The 22,731-nt window shown below is 67.6% G+C and carries 18 protein-coding genes; 4 read left to right on the forward strand and 14 right to left on the reverse strand.

Annotation, left to right across the window (positions count from 1 at the left end):
• Positions 1–49 precede the first annotated feature (49 nt).
• The 8 genes from ABD798_RS17835 to ABD798_RS17870 form a co-directional block, all read right to left on the reverse strand.
• Positions 50–952 (reverse strand): nucleotidyl transferase AbiEii/AbiGii toxin family protein, encoded by a 903-nt coding sequence (locus tag ABD798_RS17835; protein ID WP_344876346.1) that lies wholly within the window; start codon positions 950–952, stop codon positions 50–52.
• 136 nt (positions 953–1,088) lie between these two features.
• Positions 1,089–2,210: a type IV toxin-antitoxin system AbiEi family antitoxin domain-containing protein gene (locus tag ABD798_RS17840; protein WP_344876145.1), complete on the reverse strand. Its 1,122-nt coding sequence runs from the start codon at positions 2,208–2,210 to the stop codon at positions 1,089–1,091.
• Between the two features lie 92 nt (positions 2,211–2,302).
• On the reverse strand, positions 2,303–3,814 hold the full coding sequence (locus ABD798_RS17845) for a hypothetical protein (RefSeq protein ID WP_344876147.1): 1,512 nt from the start codon (positions 3,812–3,814) through the stop codon (positions 2,303–2,305).
• Between the two features lie 171 nt (positions 3,815–3,985).
• Positions 3,986–4,375 (reverse strand): hypothetical protein, encoded by a 390-nt coding sequence (locus ABD798_RS17850; RefSeq protein WP_344876148.1) that lies wholly within the window; start codon positions 4,373–4,375, stop codon positions 3,986–3,988.
• A 350-nt stretch (positions 4,376–4,725) separates the two neighbouring features.
• Positions 4,726–5,214 (reverse strand): M48 family metallopeptidase, encoded by a 489-nt coding sequence (locus tag ABD798_RS17855; protein ID WP_344876150.1) that lies wholly within the window; start codon positions 5,212–5,214, stop codon positions 4,726–4,728.
• A gap of 665 nt (positions 5,215–5,879) precedes the next feature.
• A complete protein-coding gene (locus ABD798_RS17860) occupies positions 5,880–6,614 on the reverse strand; it encodes a hypothetical protein (protein ID WP_344876152.1) in 735 nt (244 codons plus the stop codon).
• A gap of 472 nt (positions 6,615–7,086) precedes the next feature.
• Complete coding sequence (locus tag ABD798_RS17865; RefSeq protein WP_344876154.1) at positions 7,087–7,959, reverse strand: hypothetical protein; 873 nt, start codon at positions 7,957–7,959, stop codon at positions 7,087–7,089.
• A gap of 182 nt (positions 7,960–8,141) precedes the next feature.
• A complete protein-coding gene (locus ABD798_RS17870; RefSeq protein WP_344876156.1) occupies positions 8,142–9,458 on the reverse strand; it encodes a hypothetical protein in 1,317 nt (438 codons plus the stop codon).
• 565 nt (positions 9,459–10,023) lie between these two features.
• Here ABD798_RS17870 and hisG point away from each other — a divergent pair.
• Positions 10,024–10,884 (forward strand): ATP phosphoribosyltransferase, encoded by an 861-nt coding sequence (gene hisG / locus ABD798_RS17875; protein ID WP_344876348.1) that lies wholly within the window; start codon positions 10,024–10,026, stop codon positions 10,882–10,884.
• 62 nt (positions 10,885–10,946) lie between these two features.
• Here hisG and ABD798_RS17880 read toward each other — a convergent pair whose 3' ends face one another.
• Positions 10,947–11,702, reverse strand: coding sequence for a hypothetical protein (locus ABD798_RS17880; RefSeq protein WP_344876158.1), 756 nt, complete (start codon positions 11,700–11,702; stop codon positions 10,947–10,949).
• Positions 11,702–13,036 (reverse strand): glycosyltransferase family 4 protein, encoded by a 1,335-nt coding sequence (locus tag ABD798_RS17885; protein WP_344876160.1) that lies wholly within the window; start codon positions 13,034–13,036, stop codon positions 11,702–11,704. Before ABD798_RS17885 ends, ABD798_RS17880 begins: the two co-directional genes overlap by 1 nt.
• Positions 13,037–13,399: 363 nt before the next feature.
• Here ABD798_RS17885 and ABD798_RS17890 point away from each other — a divergent pair, with 363 nt between their 5' ends.
• From ABD798_RS17890 to ABD798_RS17900, 3 genes are all read left to right on the forward strand, one after another.
• Entirely contained in the window at positions 13,400–14,788 is a 1,389-nt protein-coding gene (locus tag ABD798_RS17890) for an NsdA family TPR-like regulatory protein (RefSeq protein WP_344876162.1), read from the forward strand.
• Positions 14,785–15,312: a GNAT family N-acetyltransferase gene (locus ABD798_RS17895; protein ID WP_344876164.1), complete on the forward strand. Its 528-nt coding sequence runs from the start codon at positions 14,785–14,787 to the stop codon at positions 15,310–15,312. The genes ABD798_RS17890 and ABD798_RS17895 overlap by 4 nt, the downstream gene beginning before the upstream one ends.
• A 766-nt stretch (positions 15,313–16,078) precedes the next feature.
• Positions 16,079–16,387: a helix-turn-helix domain-containing protein gene (locus ABD798_RS17900; RefSeq protein WP_344876167.1), complete on the forward strand. Its 309-nt coding sequence runs from the start codon at positions 16,079–16,081 to the stop codon at positions 16,385–16,387.
• A 324-nt stretch (positions 16,388–16,711) separates the two neighbouring features.
• On the opposite strand, the gene ABD798_RS17905 is transcribed toward ABD798_RS17900, so the two are convergent.
• The 4 genes from ABD798_RS17905 to ABD798_RS17920 all read right to left on the reverse strand — a co-directional run bounded on the left by ABD798_RS17905 (position 16,712) and on the right by ABD798_RS17920 (position 22,667).
• Complete coding sequence (locus tag ABD798_RS17905) at positions 16,712–17,086, reverse strand: tyrosine-type recombinase/integrase (protein WP_344876169.1); 375 nt, start codon at positions 17,084–17,086, stop codon at positions 16,712–16,714.
• Positions 17,087–17,194: 108 nt separating this feature from the next.
• Positions 17,195–18,406: a methyltransferase, FxLD system gene (gene fxlM / locus ABD798_RS17910; protein WP_344876171.1), complete on the reverse strand. Its 1,212-nt coding sequence runs from the start codon at positions 18,404–18,406 to the stop codon at positions 17,195–17,197.
• Positions 18,403–19,638 carry a lanthionine synthetase C family protein gene (locus ABD798_RS17915; RefSeq protein ID WP_344876174.1) on the reverse strand — a complete coding sequence of 412 codons (1,236 nt, stop codon included), beginning with the start codon at positions 19,636–19,638 and terminating at the stop codon, positions 18,403–18,405. Before ABD798_RS17915 ends, fxlM begins: the two co-directional genes overlap by 4 nt.
• A complete protein-coding gene (locus tag ABD798_RS17920; protein WP_344876176.1) occupies positions 19,635–22,667 on the reverse strand; it encodes a lantibiotic dehydratase in 3,033 nt (1,010 codons plus the stop codon). The genes ABD798_RS17915 and ABD798_RS17920 overlap by 4 nt, the downstream gene beginning before the upstream one ends.
• Positions 22,668–22,731 lie beyond the last annotated feature (64 nt).

The raw sequence follows: 22,731 nt of genomic DNA on the forward strand, positions 1-22,731 counted from the left end.
GCCAACTCGGCTCAATGGTCGGTCTCGCTGGGTAGGTGGCTAGCTTCGTTCAGCGCATGGCCCATGACAGGCTCGTCGGCGACCACGTTCCCGGGCGAGCATCGTGGGCGAGCACGGGGTTGAGCAGTGTCTCGACGAAGGCGGGGGAATGTTCCCAGGAGTCGTAGGGGGCGATGTCGCGCGCGTCCTTGGCGGAGGTGGGATAGCTCGTGCGCCATGCCGGATTGGGGACGGCGAACTCCGGGGGCAAGGTCAGGGTGATCCCAGCTCGACCGTTGCGGCGGGCGACTTCTGAGTCGAGCGCGCTGCGCAACAGTTCGCCGTCAAGGGAACTGCGGCGGGCGATCAGGATGATGTCGACCAGGTCGCGGACGCGGGTCGAGAGGTTGTGCTCGGGACCGTGCCGTTCGAAGAGCGCGCAGACCTTGTCCGCGAGGTGATCGATCGGGTGGTAGCAGGCCACCACCGGGTCAGGCTCCGGGAACCCTTGCGGCATGGGAAAGGGCGGCTCCAGCTGGTAGAGCACTGGCTCGGCGACCGGGGCGAGCCCGACAACCAGGTCGACCTTGACGCGTGCGCTTTCTTGGCCGCCGATGCGGGCGGAGAAGAGCAACCGGGTGCCGTGGGCCGCCTCCGGCAGCGCCGCACACTTGCCGAAGACGAAGGTGACCATATCGCCGAGGTCGTGCTCGGCGGCTGACCGCAGCTCGACGGCCGCGGCCTCCGCATCGGCGGCCTGCCGGTGGTAGAGGTCGATGTCGTGGCTGTGCCGGGCGTTGGGATGGCGCAGCAGCATCGCCTGTCCGCCTTTGAGCACCCACTGATCGGCGGTTGAGGAGGAAAAGACTCTCGCGAGAAGACGCTGCAAGTAGAAGCGTTCCAGCAGGTCCGCTTGATCTGTTCCGTCGCGCGCGGCTTGTTCCCGAGCGCGATCACGCAATGCTCCGCGCATCCCCTTCGGGCTCTTGTTCACTGCTCGCTGCCTCTCCGTCCGCTCGTCGACCGCTTTCCGCTCGCGCAAGGGTTTCGTCCTAGCGGCCCCCGGTCCGTCCAAGCACGCAAGCGGGGAACCGCCCCCGTCTGGGCACTTACGCTTGCCTGGTCGCTGGCGGTTGCGCTGCGCTCTCGCGCTCTGCGGCCTGGGTCAGCAAGGTGGTGTGGCGCAAAGGCTTGCGCTTGACCCATCGGCGTTGTCGGTGCCCACGCTCGGAGGTCGCCGGCGCGTCTGCGACGTTCTCGGTGGGTGAAGGTGGAGTGACGGGAGTGTGCGGGGTGCGCGACAGCTCGTGGTGCGCGGGCTCCTGCGTGGCGGGGAGATGGTTGCGTTCCCGGGTCTGCATCACGTGAGCCAGTACCTGCGGGGAAAACAGATCTCGCAGGCGGCGGGTGCCCTCGCTATCGCGACGGCCCTCCGAGAAATCCGTTGCTGTGGCAGGGAAGCGCTTCACCTGGATCAGGTAGTGCGTCCCGTCGCCGTCGACGAAAATCATGTCTGGTTCCTCCGGGCCGCGCAGGTTCGTCAGGATCTCAGCGTCCGGTGTCTCCAGTAGCGTCACCAGGCCCGGGTCGACCTGGGTCAGCAGCCCGCGCACCAACGCGCGCCCGTCGCCCCACGGGTAGCCGCGCTTGGCCGCGTACGGCGCGAGCTTCTCGACCAACGTGGAAAACTCGACCTCGGCACGACGCAGCGCCTCGGAGATGATCGCCCCGACGTGCCCGCCGTCCTCGCCGTCAGCGAGCAGGTCCGCGATCGTGCGCGCCGCGGTGGTTACATGCAGGAGGTCGACGACCATCACGTCCTCGGGTGCCAATGTGCCCACCCGCAAGTGAACGTCCCGATGCCGGGTCGTGCGACGCCTCGGCACCGTCAGCTCCACTGGCCCCGCCCGCAACTCCCCCAGTCGCAGCAGGCGCGCGGCGCTTCGGTGGGAGAGCACACCGCCCTTCTCGTCGAGCACAACGCGCTCGTGGGCCAGCCGCGCTGGGTCCAGCCGCAGCCACGCGGTCCGCTCGGCGGTGTGCCGCTCGGCCTCGCTGGCGCCGGGCAGCGCATACACCCCGCGCGCGAGCCGTTCCAGCAGGTCCTCGGAGACCAACCGGTCGATGGTCCCCCGGTCGACCCCAGCGTCGAGAGCCTGCGCAACGGTCACCATTCCCCACTGGTCCGCCGCCAGATCCCCAAGCATCCGCAGCGCCTCGCCCTGTCGCATGCAGCGATTATCCCAGGATGTGCAGCGTCTGCGTGACCCAGTGGGGTAAACGCCGCACACCATGGGTTGAACGCCGCTAGGTCACCGTGAATTCACGACGGCATGTGCATGAGCCGCTTGCGCACGGTCGGGGTGAGCCAATCTCGGATGATCTCCAGGTGTGGTGTCAGCCGGGACAGCGTGGGCAGCTCGGCGCCGGGGCGCACCCCCTGGCTACGGAGCAGCTGCTTCAGCGCGGCCTGGTTCGGCGGGAGCGCAGCGGGATCGAGGGTGTCGACGAAGCCGGGCAGGAGGACCATCAGCCTGGAGATGTCCATGTAGGACAGCCACATGTTGACTGGGATCTCCGCGCCCTGTGACCAGTACCAGGTGTTGACGGCGACCCAGAGGTCCACCCGGTCATAGCACCACAGGCGATCGATCTGGCGCTGCTCGATCGTGGCCGGGGCAGTCAGCTCGGCCAGTACCGCGCGGAGCTGTTCTCTGGAGCGTACCGAGCCCTCGGGCATGTAGTGGGCGATCACCGTCCAGGGGACGTCCTGGCGCATTGACCACGAAGTACGCAGTGCGGACACGATCGCTGGGATCAGCGCCGGTGTAAGGAGGCCCTCGATCGTGCCGTTCACGTCCGGGACCGGACGCACGAGCGCGTCCCCGAGCAGATCGGGAACGTGCGAAAGGGCGGGGGCGGCGAGCGTCGCCACGGGGTCCTCGGTTCTCGCCTCGACAGGTTGGTGCTGAGGCTGCTCCGCACTTGGCGCTGCTGACGCGGGCACCGCGTCCTCGCCCGGGGGGATCGCGGTGCCGGGGATGAGTTGTTGCTCGCGTTCGGCGAGTCGGGCGACCGGGGAGAGCGGCGCCGTCAGCTCGCTGGTGCGCGCGCTGCGCATGAGCTCGGCGAGGTTGGCGTGCGCTTCGCGAGCTGCGGCCGTGGCCGCCTTGGCGCGCGCGTTGGCTTCGCGCTCGCGGTCCTCGGCGCGTACGACAGCGGCGCGGGCATCGTCGCGATCCACTCGCGCCTGCGTAGCATCGCGTGCGGAGTCTTCGCAGCGTTGCTCGGCAGCGCGGCGCTCGGCAAGTGCGATGTCACGCGACTGCATGGCTTCTTCGGTGTCGCGGCGGGCGTAGAACGCCTCGGCCTCAGCGCGGGCCTGGGCCTCGCGGGCGGCGGTGACCTCCCCAGCGAGCGCCTGCTGGACACGCTCCACACTCGCCTGCATCGCGATCAGCTCCGCGGCAACTGGGGCGAGCGTGGCTTGGAGTTCGGCCAGCCGGTGGGCCTGTACTCCGAGGTCGAGTTGGTCCAACGGTCCGGTGCCGCCGTAGACCGACACGAGGACATCATGCGCAAGGTCGAGACGGGCGCAGGTGATCTCCCGACCGAGAGAATCCTGTCCCCACTCCGTCACGCAGTACGCGGGCCGTCTGCCACCTCCGCGACTTTGCGGCGGGCGCGGATTCCGCTGGCAGTACCCGCACAGCTCCGGCCGCGCGTCCGCGATCCGCCTCTCATCGCCCCGTCGCAGCGCGGGCAGCGGCGGCACGGCGGTTCCCTCAGCGCCGTCAGCCGCCTGCGCCACTCGACCGGCCTCGTTAGTCTCCATGATCGACAAGCTAACGGTTGAGGTTGGCCATCCCTTACCCAGGCGTAAGCAATGACTATCCTCAACCCACCTGGCCTAGATCGGCCCATCGCGCTCGGCCAGCGTTGCATCGATCTCGCGAAGCCGGGCAAGAAGGCGCCTTCGCTCGGCGAGAAGTGATCCGCAACGGCTCTACTCCTTGCTATCGACCACGGCGGCGTCCCAGGCTTGGACGAGTTCGACGAGCAGCGCCCGATCGCGGATGATCACCGCCGGCGGCTGAGCGACGCGCTGGATGGCACCGAGCTTGTCCAGTTCCCGAAGTGCACCGCGCAGCACCTGCGTCACCAGCGAGCCGCGATCCCGCTTGGAGTACGCGACCGCGTACTCCGAGGCCGCGATGTCAGATGCCAGCGTATTCCACTGTGCGTTGAGGTCTTTCCTCAAGACAAGCGGTTCGGTGGTCATCTTGAGCAACAACTCGGCAAGATCAACGTCGTCGGCGTGCACACGCCGAGCAGTCCCCCGGATCGTGATCATCTTCGACTTGACCGGTTGACGTTCGCCGTCGGAGGCGTTCACCTCGGGCTCCTTCACTCTCAACAGAGGCATGAGCTGACCAGGCCTCTACACAAGCAGAGGCCCTACTACCAGCATCGTGGCCGCAACACCAAGCCACACCGCCCCCTGCCAGCTCAGGAAACGTCAGCTCGCAACGCCGTGGCGTGCCGACACTTTCGCCGTGCGGGGAACACAAACACCGTAGCCCAAGCGGATGATCCAACGAGCCCGCGTTTCCCTGTTCACTCTGGATGACCAGCACCGGCAGGACAAGACGTTCACTCCCCGACCGACCTGCCCGACCGAATGCTGTTGCGGCGCAACGCGATCTTCTCCGCAGGAGCTGGGCGTGCCGAAGCGCGAGTACTGCCCTAAGCAGCCTGGAACAGCTGAATGAGGCGCTCAGTCCAGGTTGTTGCGTCGACCCAGCTCAGTTTCCTGTCCGCTTTCGGTCGCCGCCCATCGGCGCACCACTCCTGCGCCGTCGACCACGCGCGCTGGCCGTTCCCGACGAGTGCGAGCGGTTCCCCCGTCAGACGGCTTCCGTTCTCGGGTGCGCTGTAGATGGTCACCCGGTCCACGCAGGGCCACACCGGCACCGCCGCACGCTCTCCCTGGAACAGCATCGTGATCATCGCAACCGGCTGCGACTGTGGATCGTTCTCCTCCGTGCACAAGCCGCCGAACTCCGCGGTCACCCCGTGCTCGGACAGCATCGATTCGATGGCTCGCCGCAGCATCAGCGAGCACGCGGTCAACCTGGATTGATCGGAGTGGTCCGTGTCCTTGGATTCCTTCGTCCACAAGTCATGTGCGTCGTCTTCGGCCTGCTTCGCCGACACCAATGCCACCACGTCCACCTTCTTCCACGTCTTAGGCATCAGCCTATGTCGAAGTCCTCTGCGGCAAGCGCCCCCTCGCCGACAGCGCTGCGTCGAACTCGATCGCGGGCCGTGGGCGGACACCTGAGGTGTCCTTTGTGGACAAACTAGGCGCGGCGACGAAGGTGGCTTGACCGCACGACACGCGGAACGCGTTGCCAGACCACTCAACAGCAGCAGTACACGCGGAAGGTGTGGCATCGACGGGAAACGCGGTCGAAGCGTGCCTCCGGCACGACTGCGATGTGGAGCGCGCGGACAGTCGTCTCCTGGCGGAAGCGCTGGCACCCGTTGAGGCGGCACAGCCGGCTGACGCGCCCCAGCTACTGGCGCCCCTCGACGTCGGAACCCTGCCGGGAGCGGCTGCCCGACCGGGTTCTGTGCTCGTCGCGGCGAATCCTCTAACGACCTCAGCTCGCACGGCGTGGCACGTGCAGCGCCGCTCGCGCGGCGTCGGCGGCCCTGCTGACGAAGTCAGCTACCCCGCCACGAGGCTGCCCAACGTCTCGGGTGTTCAGCCAACGTCGCTGCGCAGCGGAGCGAACGCGAGCGTTCACCACACATGCAAGAGTGGCCGCCGTCCTTCAGCGCGCCGTCACAAGGGACACGACGGGGAAGACGAGCATCGGCGCGCCTGCTCCGAACTACTGCTCGGCGACGGTCGCGCGCGCGAGGCGAGCGGCGTGCCCGCAGTCCGGGCCGCAGTAGCGAGACAGGTTCGAGATCGCGTCGAAGGCATTGCCGCAGGTGTGACAGGTGAGCGTGCGCGGTGTCCGCCGCTGGGGTTTGCGGGGCCGTACCTCCAGGATGCTGCGGTGCGGTTCAGGTCGGTGATGAGCTTGTCGACAGTCGGGGCACCGGCACTTGTCCTTGCGGTACGTCATCTCGTAGCCGTGGGCAAGCGAGGGATCGCGCCCGGCCATCAACGCCTCATCGAACTGCTTTCGCCACACAGGATCAACCGCAGCTTGGCCGTGGAGTCGTTGCGGCGTCAGGTCGTGCGCCTCAGCGACCTCACCAAGATCGCCGCCCAGGGCAAGGTCGGCCAACACGGCTTCCCGAATGTGGTCAGGGACGCGGGCAAGACCCCGACGCCAGTCCCGGGTGGCGATGTTGTGGGCGGACCGACACTGATCGCAGTCGCAGCCGTCGCGCCAGCCCGATGTCGTTCCGCACACCACGGCCTCGCGTGCGCGGCGTCGACGTGGACCCCGGTCAGTCACCCACCCGCGAGCCGCTCGATACTTCCACTCCGGCTGGCTCTCCACCCAGCGACCGACCTCCGGCATGCGCCCGCGACGCAGGTAGCGGCGGAGAGTCTCCGGTTTCAGATCCGTCCACTCAGCGATCTCGTGCAGACCGACCCAGCGCACCGCCACGAGCAACCCCTTCCCACAAGCCGCGCACGACGCATCCCTGTCTACGCGCGCGCGAGTTCGGCCAGCCTTCACCGGTTTCGGAGCGAGCTGGCGAACAAGACCCCCGCTAGCGCGGGGACGGGCCACGAAGGCCGTCTGCCTCGGCAACCACGACGTGGTAGCCATCATCGGGTTACGTTGGTTCACCCCTGCTAGCGCAGGGAAAGGAACATCAGCGGTCGACTTTAGAGCATCGTGGAGGAACGCGCCAGCGCGAACCTCTCAAGTCGCCTCTGCATGGCGCGGCGTTCCAACTCCGGCCCAGCAGCCACCTGGTCACGGGCGAAGAGTTCACCGTCGAGGCTCCAGCACGCAAGGCCCGCTCCGAGACCGACCCCGATCCGCAGTGACGACAACACTCAAGGGGCAAGACGCGCTCTGCGATCACCGTAGTGAGCGCGCTCGGCCGGCCACCGGAGCGCAACGCAGGCACTCAGGTGGGCTGGTGGTCGGGATTCTCGGCGGTGTCCAGGATCGCGAGCGTGTAGAGGATGTTCCAGTGGGGTGTGTCGGGTGCGTCGGGATGCCAGTCGGAGCCGCTGGCGCGCTCGGCGTTGGTGAACCACACCGCGCGCGTCAGGACGACCCCGCGCCGGCTGTCAGGCAGTTGCTGAACGCTGTCCAGGGGCCAACCCCGGTCTTCCGCTTGCGCGGTGGTCAGCCGCTCCAGCACGACCTCGTGCACGTACTCGACCTCGCCGGTCACCGGGTGCGGGGACTCGGCGAGGGCGCGCTCGCGGCGTTGGACCGCCTGCTCGGCAGCCTGCTGCACAGCGTGCGCGAGTACGCGCACGGCCTTCTCGGTGGTCGCGCTCTCGCGGGCGCGCCGCGCGTCGGACTCGCGCTGGCGCTGCTCACGCTCCCGCTGCTCGCGCTCGGCCACCACCGTGTCGACGAGCGCGCGCAGCCCGGTCCGGGTCTCCGTGTTCGGCACGCGGTACAGGTGTTCGCCGCTGTCCCACACCGCGCCCATGCGCGTGGCCTGCTCGTGGAAGCTGGTCGGCAACCCAATCGGTACGAGCACGCGCAGCCCGGAGCCGACCGCCCGCTGCTCCGTCTCGCGGCGTGCCCGCCGCTGCTCGATCTCAACGCTGAGCACCTCCAGCACCTTGGCTTTGCGGACCGTACCGACGTAGCGCAGGCCTCTCTCCTTGTGCCACTCGGCGTTCATGGCGATCAGGCGTTGGTTGATGTCGGAGTCGTAGGCGCAGCGGATGTAGATCCGCCGCCCCTCGATCCACGCCATCTCGATCGGCAGATCCTCATGCAAGGGCTTTCTGTCGGGCACTGTGCCTCCGCTGCTCATGTCCACTCCGCCTAACCTCCGCACTCCGGCACCGCCGCGACCCGCGTGCGGCGCGCTCGTGTCGCCGCACGCAGCGCGCGTCTGCCCGCGCCGGCGTGAGCCGTTCTCTTCGCCACGGCGCCCGGTGCCCGGCATGCTCGGTGCGCGGGCACCGGGCGAGCTGGTCGTTGCGGCGTCGGGTGTCACCAGTCGTCCTCGTCGGGTTCGTCGATGCCCAGGTATTCCTCCACCGACATCCCGGCGGCCTCCGCTCGGTTGCCGACGAGCTCCTTGTAGGTGTACGGCTCCGCGTCCTGGTCGTCTTGGTCGTCCTCGTCGTCGCTTTCCACGACGGCATCCCAGGCGTGAGCGGTGCCGTACTCGTCGACGTAGCCTTCCTGCGGCCACTGAATCTCGACCTCGTGCTCTACCACGGCCGGCGCGGCGGGAGCTGCTCGGCGTCGTTTCTCCGCCGCGACTTCAGCGGCGGTCGCGGGTCGCACGTCCGCGTGGTACGTGGTCACCATTCGGTCGGTGTCCTCGTCCTCGTGCCGCTCATACCCGGCGCGGATCACGGTGACCCAGCCCAGGGCACGGCCGATCTCGCTGGTGGTGCGGCCCTGCACATCGGCGGTGTCCCACTCAGGATGCTTCGAAGCCCACCACTCGATCCGGGCGATCGTGCCGCGCGGCCCCAGCGGTTTGCCGTAGCGCGTCTCCGCCGAGTAGTGCATGAGCGTCGAGGCGGCGGCGATCTCGTTGTCGTACGGGCATTCCGCGTGCTTCACCTGCCACCCGTGGCGACGGTGCAAGGTCATCCATCCCTGCCCGGGAGCGACTGCCAGGAAGCAGCGGCTGCAGGTCTCGCCATAGGAATTGCGTTGCGGTGGGCCAGGATTGAGCACACTCGGGCAAACCCCGTCGTGCGAGATGGCCCGCTCCAACGTCAGCCACAGGCCGTCTCCGGCTTCGATCCAGCCCGAGCACTGCCTGCACCACCCAGCCTCCCGGTTCGACACGGGAGGCTTCGGCGGCTCCGGGCATTCCAGGTGCTGCACCGTCGCAAAGCCGAGCTCGTCGGTCACCAGCACCCCGCGCGGGTTCGTCAGCGACGTCGGGCGCCTGCACGCCTCACACGTACGCCGCTCGCTCAATCGGGCGCCGAGAACCCGAACCTGCAACGCCGTCCGGTGCGGGTGCGCCAACTGCCGCACCACGTCCGCCACGCTGTCGCGAGAGCCCGGTGTGTTGTCGACGACGAACCGTTTGACCTGCCGCAGACCGGTGTAGGGATTGAGGTCCCACAGCACCAGCTCCTCCGCGCCGTCAGCGCGGCGTTCCAGGCTGATCACGTCACCGTTCTTGCCCGTCGCGTAGACGACATCGTCGATCACCTCAGCGCCTGTGATCGACTCGATGCCTTCACGATCGGGATCGATCCCTCCGAAAGCCTTGCACCACAACCGGGTGACGCCGTCCGCCACTGCGGGCAGCACAAGGTCCCGCTCGTTGGGACTCAACAGTTTTCCACGCGCAGGCAACGTTCTCTCTCCTTATCGGCACCAACATTCCCACCACGCTGCAGACAATCTCCGCGCTCGACCGGCCACTAGCCAGAGTGCCGCGATCGCACACGCGCCACCAACGCCACCGTGCTGCCGCCGCCGGAAACCCTGACACGGCAACACCAACCGCCGGAGCGCTAGCTCGAATCGCATGCCCACGCGAGCAGGCGAACGGGGCTCGCGCGGTGTCGACGCAGAATGAACGCCACTCGTGACAGGGACGTCACACGATCAGCACACACAGCGCGGCCGTGCACGGCGAGAGACGAGGGCGCGGTAACAGCCATAGCTCGTAGGACTCCTCCGGGACAGCATGGCAAAGCCGCCCTGAGGTGATCCGCCACTCAGGGCCACTGCTCACCCTCGCCCACGCGAGGACCCCGGATCACCCCGCAGTATACCGGCACGGCTTGATCCACGGGCCCAGCCCCGAACGGGGGTTTCACCCGGTTACTTCTGGTCGGCACCGGAAATGACGAAGCGACGGATCTGTTGCTGTGCAAGGATCGTCGGCATGAGTTTGCTTCGAGTTGCCGTGCCGAACAAGGGGTCTTTGAGCGCTGCGGCGGTGGACCTACTACATGAGGCCGGGTACCGGGTGCGGCGCAGCAGCCGGGAGCTGTCGTTGGTTGATCCGGACAACGGGGTTGAGTTTTTCTTTCAGCGGCCACGGGATTGTGCGGTGTACGTCGGCCGCGGGGCGTTGGACGTCGGGATCACCGGGCAGGATCTGTTGGTGGATGCCAGTGCGTCGGTGCGGGAGGTGCTTCGGTTGGGCTTCGCGCGGTCACAGTTCCGCTTCGCCGCTGCCGAGGATGCGCGGTGGTCGGATGTCACTGATCTCGCGGGGTTGAGGATCGCGACGAGCTTCCCGGTTTTGGCGCGGAAGCACCTGGCGGACAACGGAGTCAGTGCCGAGTTGGTCACGTTGGAGGGCGCGGTGGAGAACGCGGTCGCGCTCGGGTTGGCTGATGTGATCGCCGATGTCGTGGAGACGGGGACCTCGTTGCGCAACGCTGGTTTGCTGGCCTTCGGTGCGCCGTTGATGGATTCCGAGGCGGTGCTGGTGGTCAGCAGCGTTCACGAGCTGCCGCCGGGCAAGGCCAAGATCGCGGAGGTGCTGCGCCGTCGCCTTCAGGGTGTGTTGGACGCGCACAAGTTGGTGATGCTCGACTACGACTGTCCCGAGGAGAAGGTCTCGCAGGCCAGCAGGATTACGCCGGGCCAGGAGGGGCCGACGATCTCGGGATTGGACAAGCCCGGTTGGGTGGCGATGCGTGCGTTGGTGGAGCGTGCGGACGTGCAGCGGATCATGGACGAGCTGACCGAGATTGGGGCGACGGCGATCCTGGCCACTCGCTTGGAGGCGTGCCGAATTTGAGTAACTCGTGAAGGTGGGGTCACCGCGTTGCGGTGGCCCCACCTTCTTTTGTAGCAACGGTTCTAGGCTGCGGGTGCGCTCGGGCCGGGTTCGAAGGGCTCCCCGACGCGGTCGGAGTCGAGCATCACCGCGTCGATGTCGTCCACCGTGAGGAAACGGCGGTAGAGGGGATCAGCGCGCAGTGCGGCGACGCTACGACCGAGGAAGCGGTGCTCCAGGAACATCATCCTGCGGAACAGCAGCGCGTGGATGCGGCGGCGGTGCACGTCCAGGGTGGTGTCGCTGCGCTCGACGTTGCGCAGGACCCGGGAGTTGATGAGCCGGTTGGTGTCCAGCAGCCGCAGGGTCCCGGAGTCATCGACGACGAGGTTGGCCATGTCGGGGTCGATGAAGTCCGGCACCGCTGAGACCTGGTGCGGCGCCAACAGGTGCCGGTCGGTGTCCACGAGCAGCTCGCGCACCGTGGCGAGGAACTGCTCGAGCTGTCCGAGCGCGCGATGGCCTATCGCAGCCGGGCAGGCCGCGCGCAGCGACCGCGCGGTGTCGACCGCGACGAACTCCTTGACGACCACGGTGGTCCCGATGTCCTCCGCCTCGCGCAGCGGGATCACCCACTGCCGAGGGATGAGATCGGGCTGCGTGGTGAAGACACGTCGGAGGTAGGCGTACTCGGCGCGCAGGATCGCCGGGGTCAGCTCGCCGCGTTCGGTCTTGAACAACTGCATGACGAACGGGCTGCCGGGCCTGCGGTAGACCTCGCTGTAGAGGCCCGCGCCGAGCCGGACGTAGTGCGGCGGGGGTTGGATCGCCAAGCTCATCACGCCTCCCCCGCCTGCAGGGAGGCGATGACGGAGAGGTAGCCGTCGATCATCGACTCCACCGTGAACTGCTGCGCGCTGACCCGTCCTGCCGCGCCGATGCACGCGTGCGTGGGAGCGTCGGTGAGCAGCACACGCAAGGCCGCCGCGATCGCGGCCGGATCGCTGGGCGGGACTAGGACGCCGGATCGGCCGTCCTCGATGTAGTCCAGCGGCGCCCCGTGGGCGGTAGTGATCACTGGGACGCCCGCGAGCATCGCCTCGATGTTGGCGTAGCCGAACGCCTCCGGTTCGCGCGAGGGCAGCACGGCGATGTGCGCGGCCTCGTAGCAGGAGGCGACTTCCAGCGGATCGAGGTCATCGAGCAGGAACACGCGCCCGCGCAATCCGAGTTCGCTGATCCTGCGGGCGAGCAGCTCCTGGTAGCCCGCCTCGCGGGTGTCGGTGAGGTTGTGGCCGTTGAACACCACGACCGCGTCCTGCAACGCACCGTCCGCGCGCAGCGCGGCGACGGCGTCGAGGACGTCGAGGTGGCCCTTCCAGAGGACGCGGCGGGCGGAGACGAGAACGATCCGCCCCGGCGGCAGGTGGTTGCGCGCACGGACCGCGTCGAAGACGCGCGTGGATCGGGCTGTGGCCAAGCGGTCGCGGAAACCCGCGACGTCCAAGCCGTTGGGCACGGTAGTGATCCGGTCAGCGGGAAGTCCTGCCTCCAGCAGCCGGTGGCGCACCGCGCCGGAGACGGCGACGAGGTGAATCCGGTGCCCGGACAAGGCCATCCGCCTGCGCAGGTACTCGAAGCGGTGCGGCGCGTCGGCCAGGTCGTGGACAACGCAGGTCAGGTTCAACGGCCCCAGTCGCAGCGCGTCGAGGTGGCCGTGCTGTTCGGCCTTGAGAACCCCGACGATGGGGTTGATGTTCTGCAGCAGCAGGTTCGCGCTTCCCGCCGCCGCGATCACCTCGCCGTACTGGCGGGCCAGCGAGGCGTAGACCGGATTGGCGCGGTTGTCGATCTCTTCTTCGTAGAAGCGGCGCACCAACGCCGGGTCCTTGCCGACTCCCGCAGCGGGGGCCAGGCAGTCTCGGAAGCTGGTGTCCACGCCCTGTGCGAGGACCGTCAGCCCTTCCGGGGTCTCCAGCCGGTAGGCGTTGCTGCGGCGGCCTCCCGTCTGGGTGACCGCGACGCGGGCCTGTGGGGTGCGCAGTGCCAGGCCTGCCAGGAGTTGGTGGGTGTGCACGACCAGACCGGTTTGCCGACACGGTTTCGGCTGCCCGGTGTGCACGATTGTTCCGCGCATGTCGTAGGTAATGATGTGCAGGTCGCCCAGGTTCACGGACGCCGACCTCCAACGCGAGAAAGGAATGATTTCTCACGCGCACCCGAGCACTTTTCGGACATGACGAAGAAGCCTTGTCATGGCCGTTTGACTCACGAGTGGCCACAGGGTTCGGCGTCGCCTCCGCGCCGCCAGCCAACAAGCCACTCTCGTTGTGCCACAAGGGTTATCGCGTGATGAACCCAGTCTCACAGCGCTCAACCGCCGCGTCTTTCACGCCAGGCGTGAACGTCGTGAATGTTCGCAAGGGTCCGTGAAACCCGTGAAATCCCAGCGCCGCTTCTCCTCCTCAATGCGCATTAAAACCTCACCCTAGGGTCCCCTCTAGGAAAACCGAAAGAAATCGAAAAAGGGGGAGCCATGCCCAACGCGGCGTTGCGCGAAATGTTGAGCAAGGTCGGATGGTCCGCGCGAGCGCTCGTCCGGGAAGTCAACGCGCATCTGGTCGCGCGAGGACACGACGCCCTCGACCTGACGACGGGATGCCACTGGCTGCGCGGCACCCGCCCACGCGACGCGGCAACGGCCTCCGCTGTCGCGGCCGTCCTCGGCCACGCGCTCGACCGGGACGTGCGTATCGAGCACCTCTGGCCCGCCCTCGGAGGCGCCAGCGCGCCCACGGCGTCGGCGGTGAGCGGTCTGCTCGGTCCATGGACCGCGACCGGCGCCGTCGCTGTGGCTCACTCCACGGCCACCGGCACGCCGAATGAGCGCGCCGCACTGCGCGCCGCACGCGGGTCGGACCTGATCACTTCCGCTCTCGATGGCCTCACTCCGATGCCGGGCGCGGGGATCAGCGGCAGCGGCCGGGATCGCCTCGATCCACCGATGCTCACGATGCTGGAGCGGCGCCTTGCCGAACTTCGACGCTTGGATGACCAGCTCGGAGGAGGCCCGCTGTCCCAGCGACTGATCAACGCCGAACTCGCGACCGTTCTCGACTTCCTCCGCTTCGCCCGCTACAACGGCCCCACCGGCGCGCGCCTGCTTCGCCTGTCAGCAGGGCTGGCCCAACTGGCTGCCTGGACCGCCTTCGACGCGGACAACGCAGGGGCGGCCCAACGCGGGCACCTTCTCGCCATCCGGCTCGCCCGCGCCGCCAAAGACGACATCGCTGCGACCAACTCCCTCGGGATGCTCGCCTACCAGAGCGCCATGACCAACAACCCGAGCGACGCCGTCCGACTCGCTGAGGCAGCCGTCGCGCACACGCGCCGCACCTGCCCCACCACCCGAGCCCGCGCCCACGGTCGCCTCGCCACCGCCCACGCCACAGCAGGCAACCTCTACGCCTACCGTCTCGCCTCCGACACCGCCCGCGAACTCCTCGCCAAGCGCGACCCCGGCGACGCTCCGCCCAGCCTCTACTACCTGACCCCCGACCAGCTCGCAGCCGAGTCCGGTCACGCCCTCCTCCAGCTCGCGATCACCCACGGCTACCGCACCCACCACCTGCTCGGCGAAGCCACCGCCGCCCTCACCCCACTGGCCACCCAGCACCACGGCGGCGAGTTCCTCCGCTCCTCCGTGCTGCACGGCAGCTACCTCGTCCACGCGCACCTCGGCCGCCGGGACATCGAATCCGCAGCGCGCACGGCCGCCGCCCTCGCACACCGCATCCCGAACATCCAGTCCCGCCGTTGCCGCACCCTCCTCGACGGCGTCCGCACAGCACTGGCACGGCGCCGTTCCTCCGTCTGGGCAGACGAAGCGGTCGACGTGCTCGACAAGGCACTATCGACCGCATGAGCACACGCGCCCACCGGGCGGGCAGCCCGCCGAGCACCTCGGCGGGCTGCAGCTCGCTGCGCCTGGTACCTCGCGCCTACGACCACCCCGACGCCCGAGAACTCCAGCAAGCTCTCTACCGCTCACAGCGCGCGCTCTACGGCTTCGCCGACGACCCCACCGACAGCAACCCCGAGGACTTTCTCCCCCCGCGCGGAGCGTTCGTCATCGGCTACGACGCCGACACCGCACCGATCGCCTGCGGCGGATGGACGTGGCACGAACCCCACACCGCCGAGATCAAACGCATGTACGTCGACGCGAGCCACCGCGGCCACCGACACGGCAACCAGGTCCTCAGCGGCCTCGAAGTACGCGCATGGGTTGCCAGCGCCAATCGCATCATCCTGGAGACCGGCGTGCACAACATCGCGGCACTGGAGTTGTACCGGGCGAACGGGTACCACCCGATCCCGTCCTACATGAGCGGACGGAACCCAAGCATCAACCGCGCGCTCACGAAGAGTCTCCGCGACGCGCGCTGAGCCTCGCCTTCGACTTCCTGTCGGTTCGCGATCTCACCTGGGGCCGCTGGGAACGGCTCCGCCTTCAGTCGGACGACCTCAGCCGTTACCTTCGGTAGCTCGCTGGCGCGCGGCATCCAAGCCAGCCCTCGCCTTTGCTGGAGCATGCGCTCGGTTCCTGTCGGAGCGGGGCCACCCCGGCGCGCGTAACGGAGTGTAACCTCGTCTGCAGGGAGAGAGGTCAACTTCATAGACTGGGAACTCTCCATGCAACGAATGACCCACGATTACACAAACGTCAGTACTTGTGCCACATCTTCAAGTAACATCGCGACTCGCACTCAACACATCAAGAAGCCAGCAAAGTGCGACACGGAAATCCCCGGTCGCCAAGTCAACGCCAGAGACGGGCAACAAACCTCGTCGATCTCGGCGAAAAACCACCCCGCTAACCACCTCATGCAATTAGAAGTGACATCGGAATCGGGGCCTCGCTCAGCCCTTAAAAGCACCAGCCGTCGAGCGCAGGAAAGGCCGATACATCTCCCCAGGTTCACTCGGCGTTGGCGATTAGCAGAACGTTCACACCTCGCCGAGTTGCACTTTGTGGGACACCCAAGCGAGACTGACGGCCAGAATAGTGACCTCAGTCACATTGCGAGTTTTGTGACCTGCATCACCAAGATTCTCGCCCCGATTGACCGCTCGAAGCTTAGTGCGAGTCCCAGGTTAGGATCATCCAGAAGAAGCCGAAGCACAAAATGGGCGATCCGATATGACTAGGGACATGACTCGTCGGCCGACGCTCGACGAGATCCGGCAGTGGCCTGCGACGGTTAACGTCCAGCGCGCCGCTGAAGCCCTGGGCGTCTCTCGCGCTCACCTCTATGACGCGATCAACCAAAATCGGTGCCCGGCAACAGTCATATTCGTCGGCACGCGGCGCCGCGTTGTGACCGACTCATTGCTTGCGCTCTTGGAGGACAGCTCTCGCCTTTCCTTCGAGGCCAGCAAGTCGCCCAACGGTGCCAGCACCGCAGTAGGGCCGGACGGCGGATCAGCCGAGCGACGACCGACTTCGCGGGGACATTGGTGAGGTTGCGCAATCGAGCCCGCAACGTGGAACCGCCGTGTCACACGCGTGGCACAGACACCAGAGATACCTGTGCATCAGTTGGAAAACTTGGACGTCCGAGTGGACACGACCTGCACAAATAGACCTTGCTGGACCCGAAAGACGGCGGGCACAAGACTGGGGGTCAAGGGGTCGCAGGTTCAAATCCTGTCGTCCCGACGGTCGGAAGAGAGGTCGTCTCACACAGCAAAAGCTGAGGTGAGACGACCTCTTCTCGTTTCCGGAGTCGATCTTGGCGAAGATCATCTCTGAGGCGGTTTGGGGACCACCTGGGGACCACGCCCCTCACACGACTTTGAGGTGGGGCCGTCGTGGGGACCGCAAGTGCTCCGAGAGCAGCTCGCCAGCGTCGGTGACTGACTGCTTGTCGGGATGCAGGTATCTCTGCGTGGTGGTCAGCGATCCGCGTCCGGCGATCCGCTGGAGATGGTGCACGAGGACGCCGGCGTCGGCCAACCAGGTCAAGCCTGTGTGCCGCAGGCTGTGCCGCCGAAGGTATTCGCAGCCCAACGCGGCTACGACTTCGTCCCAATGCGTGGCATCGCGAAGAACAGCCGTGCTGATACGTCCGCCACGCGGGCCGGTGAATAGCCGAGCATCAGGCTTGGAGTTGACACGCTCCAGGCTTGCCTGCACCAGCGGACGAATCTCCTCGATCAAGTTGGCATCGCCCTGGCTAGCTAGTGCACAGCCGTTCAACAGACGGTTCTAGCTGGTGAGCGCTGCTGGCGGGACCACCTCGGCGACCGCCAGCAGCGTCGCGACCTCTCACGCCAGGACGAGTCGGACGTGGTGCTTGGTGATGATCAACCCGTCAGGGAGGTCGTTCTCCAAGAAGGCGTAGGGCGCTGCGAGGATGCGTGGTTGGGCTGTCCGATCGCGGTTCCAGTCGCGGATGTGCTGGCACAGGCGTTCGGCGAGTTCTGATCCGGTTGGGCCGTGTCCGGCGGCGCCGAGTTCGAAGCGCTGCTCACCGTCGCCGTCGGCTTGGCGGGCGGTGAGGTAGGCGAAGGAGTCGTTGTCGACCACGGCCGGGCTGCGGTACGGCAGCACGGGTGAGCAGACTCCGTCGGCTTTCGCTTGTGGTGTCGCGGCGATGCGGCAGGTGCCGGGCTCTGTTGCGGTGAGACGCAGCCAGATGCCGTCGAAGGATTCCCCGGAGCGCACGGTCACGCCGGACCACTCCTTCGTCGCGGGTTTCATCAGCGCTTCGTGTAGGGCCTCCGCGGCTACGTCTTGGTCGCGGTCCAGGTGGAGTGCGACCTCGGAGTGCAGCTCGACGGCACGCTCGCCGCTGGGAACGATGCCGATCATCGGGATGAAGCCGCAGAGCTGGCAGTCCTCGGAGACAAGGGTTCCGTTGCGCGCATGGGTGAAGCTGATGCTGCGGGCCTGTCCGCGCCAGTGCAACGGCACGACAAGGCGGCCGTCCGACTTGAGCTGGTCGATCCAGGCGGGTGGGATGTCCCAGGGGCCCACGGTGACGATGATCTTGTCGTAGGGGGCGTGCTCGGGAACGCCGCGGGCGCCGTCTCCGGTGATGACGCGGACCTGTGTGTAGCCGGTGTTGTTCAGGCAGCGCTGGGCGTGGTCGGTGACGTCGGGGTGGATGTCGATGGTGGTGACACTGCCCTCGGCTCCGACGAGTTCGGTGAGCAGGGCGGCGTTGTAGCCGGTTCCGGCGCCGATCTCCAGGACGTGCTCGCCGGGTTGGACGTCGAGTTGGTCGAGCATCATCGCAATGACGGTGGGCCAGGTGGAGCAGCTGGCGGGCTGGCCGTTGGGGCCGCCGTCTTTGATCGTGATCGCTCGGTGCGGGTGGTACGCCTCTTCCAGTGAGGCGTCGGGCACGAAGGCGTGACGCGGCACGGTGTTCAGGGCCTGCTGGAGGCGCTCGGTGCGCACGTGGCCTTCGTCGCGGACAGCGGCGACCATCTGCGCGCGCAGTTCCTCGGGCGACGTCTGAGCTGTGGTGGTCATTCAGTTCCCTCCGGTGAGGCGATCGACGTCGTGGGCGCGAGCAACAGGCAGGCGTCCCAAGCGGACATGGGCTGTCTGGCGAGCGCGCTGCTGACGGTATGTCGGACCAGTTCGGCGCCTGCCGTTCCGTTGAACAGGCCGTCCTGGTCGGCTGGGTGGGAGAGCTCGCTCTCCGGCTTGTGCGGCAGTTGTCGGGCGAGCGCGGTCAGCTCGGCGCTGGCGGTGGCCTCCGTCCCGGCGCGCCACGCGGCGAGGACGAGGCCGGCTCTGCCGTGGCACAGGGAGTTCTCGCGCACCAAGGCGAGCTGGCGCTCGTCGCGCAGGCATGCGGCCAAGGCGCCTTCGGCTTCGTGTTGCTTGCGCCGGTCTCCGAGGGCGATGCCGGCCGCTTGGCGTGCGCGCGCGATGCCTGGCAGGCCGTAACACCAGGACGGGCGCTCCGTGCCGCTGCGTCGAACTCGTTTGCTGGCCCATTCCGTGTTCACCAGGATTCCCGGCCACCGTGGGCGGTCGGTGTCAAGGCGCCACTGGTCCTGTTGGGCGCAGATCGTCTCGATGGCCTCGTGGTGGCCGTCGACGGTGATCTCGGCACGCAGTGCGAACGAGAGCAGGGCGAGCGGCCCGGAGATGCCGTGAGCGAGGCTGAAGTTGGCATGCCCGCCAGGCCACTGCGCACTGAGCCGATCGGTCGGCGCGTGCGCGGTCCACCATCCCGGTCGCGGCTGGCCGTCGATGAACACGGGCTGCGAAGCCAACCGTACGAGGTAGCGCAGGAGGCCGCGCAGTAGCTCGTCCTCGCGGTCGCGTTGTCCGAGCAGGGCCACGCCGAGGCCAGTGAGCCCGTTGATGAGGTCGAACTCCCGAAGGGCTGGTGGAGTGCCGGAGTCCATGCGTGCGAGCGCGTCGCGCAATCGGACCCGGGTAAGCACGGCCACGTGCGCCTCCAGCTGGTTCAGCACGAGCTCGTACTCGGGATTGCCGGCCGAGCGAAGCACGAACGCCACCGCAGGTGCGCCCTGGAAGAGACTCGCCGTGGTGGCATGCGCGGAGACCGGCGTGCGCATCATCGCGATGATCCACTGGTGCGTGGCCGACCAGTTTTGGCGTCCCGTGCGAGCGTGGGCGATGTGCAGCAGGGCCAGCCCTGCCGCTCCGTGGGCCAGGCACTGGTTCCACCCCGGCGTAGGCTCCGCTCTCGGAGGCGTGGCGCCTGGCGACGCGAAGGAGTTCATGGTGTGCCACCGCCACCGCGTGCTCTCCAGGACAACGCGGCTTGACGGGCCAGTCGGCGGCACAGCTGTTCGCGGTCGCGGTCGATGCCCAGCGCTCGGTTGTGGTGCATGTGCAGCAACGACTCCAGCACATCGCCGACCACAGTCGCTTCCGGCAGCTGCTCGCGGTACGCGGTCAGCGCGGCATGGCGCTCACGCCACAGCACCTCAACGTCGTCTGTCCATAGTGGACATTCTTGCAGTTCATTATCGTTGGTGGACAAAAGAATGGTTTCGGCAGCCACCTTACGGTCAGCGGCCGGTCCCGTGATGACAGGTTGCGTCGCGAGCCAGTTCATCGTCTCGGCGCGGTCACCGCCGAGCAGACCGTGCGCGAGCGCGATCATGTTCACCACGGTCCACGCGACTGGTGACACGGCGGTGGCGAGCGGCTGTCGGAGCGCGGCGGCAACGAGACGGGAGTCGGCGACGAAGACGTCCTCGGCAGCCGCCAGCACGGGCCCGTCGCCGTAGCGGCCGGTTTCGGGGTAGTAGGTGTCCAGACTGAGGCGGGAGATCAGGCCCTGGTTGCGCAGCTCGTGTGCCCAGTCTCCGAGTACGCGCATAGGCTCGGTGTCGAGTTCTGCGGGCAGGCGCACTCGGAGATGGTCGGTTTCAGCGGGAGGCGTGCGGTAGCGCAGCCACCAGAGGTTGGTGGTCCCGAGCGCGGCCTCCAGCTTCGGCAGGTGCGTGGCGATCACGTCATCGATGCGCTCCGGGTGGGTGAACACCTTGGCTGACAACCAACGTGTGCCACGGGCCCCGGGGATTTCGCCGCAGGTGTTCGACACGAACGTCGTGGGCTGACGAAGTGGACTGGGCGCAGGGCTGGTGGTGCAGGCCAGTGGCACGGCGACTTCGTGCACGCGGCCGTCGAGCCAGCCGTAGTCGCGTACGGGCGCGGCTTCGGTCAGGACTGCGTGTCCGTGACGAGCGAGATGAGCGCACAGGATGGCGACGTGGGCGGGAACGTCGAGGTTCAACCGCAGTCCCCGATCAGCCTCGCGCAGCTCGACCTCCACTGGACAGCGCCACCGCTCCCGCCACCACCGCACATCGTCGTGATGCGGTTCAGCAGGCAGGTCGGAGGAAATCAGCCGCCATTGGGCGGTCGACAGCACGGTGCGCCCGTAGCGGACCCGGGGCAGATACGGCAGCCGCGCGTGCGGGCCCCAGTCGAACTGGAACCATCCGGCCGAGAACGCACGGGGCAGCTCCGTCAAGAACCGGGCGATCGGCGGGGGCTGCTTGTCGATCGCGAGCGCGTGGAAGATGTTCGGCTCGATCACCTGTCGGCGGGTCCGGCTGATCACGTACAGCCGCTCGTGCGTCGCGGTGACCGCGAGATCGGCCAGACGCAGGACCGCGTCGTCCTCGCAACGGTGCTCTCCCAACGACAGCACGCGTTCGAGGTAGGCGGGCGTGCGCGAGACGTTCTCCGCGTGCGGGTACAGCGGGCCGTAGCTGAGCTGCACGCGCAACGCCTTCTCCGTCGAGGCGGGCAATGCCTTATAGAGCCCGGGAAGCCCGAAGCCGTCTCCCGTGGCCAACGGAGTGAACCGGGAGGTCAATGTGCCTGCCGAGCGCGCGGGCGCCGCCGTCAGTGTGAAGTCACCGCGCTTGAGCTGGTCGAGATCGGTGGCATGGATTCGCGCTGCCAACTCGACGTGCGGCGGGATGAAGCGCGTGTCGAAGCGTTCGTCGGCCAGCTCGGCGATCAGCTCGTCGGTGAGCACGACCTCGCCGGTGCCATCCACGACCGCTTGCAGGGCCAGCCCGAGCAGTCGTTCATCTCGTTCGCTTGCATGCGCAGCTGGAGCCGACATGACGCTTCCGGGGTAGCCGGCCGGGTAGCCCAATCCGGAATCGGGATGCACGACATCGGCGAGGGCGACGAGCGTGCCCGTTCCGTACCGGTCGCAGAAGGCCACGTGGTACTCGCGCCAGACCTGTTGTCCGCTGGGGTGTCGGGTCAACCGAAGCAGCGCGGACGCGGCGCGTTCCATCTCCTCAACCACGATCGGCGGGATCTGCACGTGGCAGTCCAGGAGCAGGTCGTGTGCGAGCGGCATACGGGCTCGAGCGGCGATCCGGTTCATGCGGGCGGTGAGCTTCGTGCGGGTCTCGGTGCGTGTGCTCCGCGCGGTGGTGCTGTTGTGGCAGAGGATGTCCGCCTGGACCCGCTCCAACTCGGCCAGGAGCACGGCGGGCTCGTCCAGCGTGTCGGCGCCCGCGGCGCGCAGCGCGGCGGTGATGTACGCGAGCGGGTCGGTGACCGTGTGCGGCGCGTGGAGGTTGGTGATCAGGTAGCCCTTCGAGACCAGCTCCGTGAGCAGGGACCGGACCCTGGAGGCGTCGGCCTCGGGAAAGGAGCGGGCGACCTCCGTCATCAGCGTGCCAAAGTGGATCGGGGCTGCCGCGAGGTCCAAGGCCGTCTCGACGGCGGTGGTGTTGAGGATGCTCACCCGGTTCTGGCCACGCGGCAGCTCTCGACGGCTGCCGCGCCGCACGGCGAGGTCGCAGGACACGACCTCCAAACGTTCCAACAGTTCGGGGCACTGCTCGGCAGTCTCGACGATCTCGCTCAACCACTGGGTGTCCGCACGGCCGAGCACCCGGTGCTCACCGCGCCACTGGACGTGGGCGTCGTTGCCGATGGTCACCGGGGCGACCCCGGCGAACGTGCCGAACGGCGTCGGGCGGGCGACGCTGCGCACGACGTAGCCGAGCGTCGCGAGCGCGGCTCGACGCAACCGCTTGGCGCTGACCGCAGCGCCGGATCGGATCGCATGAACGCGAGTGGCCAGCGACGGACTGGCCACTGTGATCGCCTCGGCGTAGAACGCGTCGGACCACACCTCGTCCAACCAGGCGCGGCACGAAGCGGGATCATCCGGGTCAGGCCAGGAACGCGGCCCGGTGGTCGTGGGGACGGCTGCGCAGCGCAAGAGCGCGACCCCACGGTGGCGGTACAGCGGCGACGAGCCCATACCCATCCTCCTGTCGAACCAAGTTGGAGGGGCCGAACGAGTCCGGCCCCTCCACGGGATGGGG

The organism is Allokutzneria multivorans, assembly GCF_039537405.1.
Taxonomy (GTDB): Bacteria; Actinomycetota; Actinomycetes; order Mycobacteriales; family Pseudonocardiaceae; genus Allokutzneria; species Allokutzneria multivorans.

What these genes read in the sequence shown, in the direction of transcription:
- fxlM (WP_344876171.1), bottom strand. Translation starts at nt 18,406, where the DNA reads ATGACCACCACAGCTCAGACGTCGCCCGAGGAACTGCGCGCGCAGATG.
- ABD798_RS17845 (WP_344876147.1), bottom strand. Translation starts at nt 3,814, where the DNA reads ATGGAGACTAACGAGGCCGGTCGAGTGGCGCAGGCGGCTGACGGCGCT.
- ABD798_RS17840 (WP_344876145.1), bottom strand. Translation starts at nt 2,210, where the DNA reads ATGCGACAGGGCGAGGCGCTGCGGATGCTTGGGGATCTGGCGGCGGAC.
- ABD798_RS17895 (WP_344876164.1), top strand. Translation starts at nt 14,785, where the DNA reads ATGAGCACACGCGCCCACCGGGCGGGCAGCCCGCCGAGCACCTCGGCG.
- ABD798_RS17920 (WP_344876176.1), bottom strand. Translation starts at nt 22,667, where the DNA reads ATGGGCTCGTCGCCGCTGTACCGCCACCGTGGGGTCGCGCTCTTGCGC.
- ABD798_RS17865 (WP_344876154.1), bottom strand. Translation starts at nt 7,959, where the DNA reads ATGAGCAGCGGAGGCACAGTGCCCGACAGAAAGCCCTTGCATGAGGAT.
- ABD798_RS17880 (WP_344876158.1), bottom strand. Translation starts at nt 11,702, where the DNA reads ATGAGCTTGGCGATCCAACCCCCGCCGCACTACGTCCGGCTCGGCGCG.
- ABD798_RS17835 (WP_344876346.1), bottom strand. Translation starts at nt 952, where the DNA reads ATGCGCGGAGCATTGCGTGATCGCGCTCGGGAACAAGCCGCGCGCGAC.
- ABD798_RS17915 (WP_344876174.1), bottom strand. Translation starts at nt 19,638, where the DNA reads ATGAACTCCTTCGCGTCGCCAGGCGCCACGCCTCCGAGAGCGGAGCCT.
- ABD798_RS17890 (WP_344876162.1), top strand. Translation starts at nt 13,400, where the DNA reads ATGCCCAACGCGGCGTTGCGCGAAATGTTGAGCAAGGTCGGATGGTCC.
- ABD798_RS17900 (WP_344876167.1), top strand. Translation starts at nt 16,079, where the DNA reads ATGACTCGTCGGCCGACGCTCGACGAGATCCGGCAGTGGCCTGCGACG.